Origin of the sequence: Sphaerisporangium aureirubrum (assembly GCF_042658925.1) — a bacterium.
Lineage (GTDB): Bacteria > Actinomycetota > Actinomycetes > Streptosporangiales > Streptosporangiaceae > Sphaerisporangium > Sphaerisporangium aureirubrum.
Genome location: NZ_JBHSRF010000224.1, coordinates 1 through 536 on the forward strand (window position 1 = coordinate 1; position 536 = coordinate 536).

The 536-nt window shown below is 55.0% G+C and carries 1 pseudogene; it reads right to left on the bottom strand.

Annotated elements, in window-relative coordinates:
* Positions 1-406, bottom strand: a pseudogene (locus tag ACFP1K_RS41250) (hypothetical protein); the annotation flags it as partial.
* Positions 407-536: the final 130 nt, after the last annotated feature.

Below are 536 nucleotides of genomic sequence, written 5' to 3' on the forward strand. Positions count from 1 at the left end.
TGGTGTCGGTTTCCCGGTGCAGGAGAGTCATGGGTCGCCCCTGCATGGTTCGGGAGACGGCGGTAAACTTGCCCGCTACGAAGGAAAACAAGTAGGTTGGAATAACAGCCGACGGCTGGAAGTTGATCGTTTTGCGGCTGCCCGCTATAGTGGAGTCCAGCCGTGGAGCATTGGCCATTGCCTGCCAGTGAGCCGGAACCGTAAGCGAGAGGTGAAACGAAGCTTTCAGATCAGGCTGGTCGAAGCAGGGGAAAACAGTTCGGGCGCGGTCGGGTACGAGCAGCGTGTAGACATACTCGTCGTTGCGATTCAGGGATAAATTTCCCGCCGTAAACTGAATGGCGATCACGTTCCGGCCCGCCTTCAGAAAAGCAGTAGAAATCAGCAGATGTTCGCTCTCGATCACAACCGGAATGGTACGCCCATTTACCGAAACATTCTGGATATGAGCGCGTTCTTCTTTGAAATCGAGCAGGACCGGCGCGTTGTTTTTCTGCCACGCAAAGGTTATTGTCTCGCTGGCTGGAATGGGCTGG